This window comes from Nemorincola caseinilytica, from assembly GCF_039540515.1.
GTDB classification, from domain to species: Bacteria; Bacteroidota; Bacteroidia; order Chitinophagales; family Chitinophagaceae; genus Nemorincola; species Nemorincola caseinilytica.
Window position 1 is genome coordinate 1,038 of record NZ_BAABFA010000024.1, and the last position, 479, is coordinate 1,516.

The 479-nt window shown below is 60.8% G+C and carries 1 protein-coding gene; it reads left to right on the forward strand.

From position 1 onward, the window contains the following. Positions 1-479, forward strand: a 479-nt coding sequence (locus tag ABD843_RS14795; RefSeq protein WP_345084782.1) for an Ig-like domain-containing protein, incomplete at both ends; no start/stop codon positions are given.

Sequence of the window (479 nt, forward strand, 5' to 3'; positions counted from 1 at the left end):
CAGCAGCATGTCATCGGTGGCCTCTGTGAACGCCTCGGGCAATGTGACCGGCGGCATAGTGGGCAATGCAACGATAACCTATGCGCTTCCCACGGGCTGCCTGCGCACGCAGGCGGTAGTGGTGAACCCGCTCCCTGCTTCCATCACCGGTACGAATACGGTGTGCGAAGGCCTGACGACGGACCTGAACAACTCGACCGCAGGCGGAACATGGACCACTGCCGATGGCTCGATAGCCACAGTGGACGGGAACACCGGTCTTGTTACCGGCGGCGCTGCAGGTGTTACCAGCATCATCTATACACTGCCTACAGGCTGCAGCCGCAGCCGCGCACTTACGGTGAACGAGACACCTGATAACATTGGCGGCACCCTGTCGGCCTGTCCTAACGGCACGAGCCAGCTGAGCAGCAGCCCCAATAATGGTACCTGGTCATCGGGGGCATCATCTATAGCCGGTATCAGCAGCACAGGCCTTG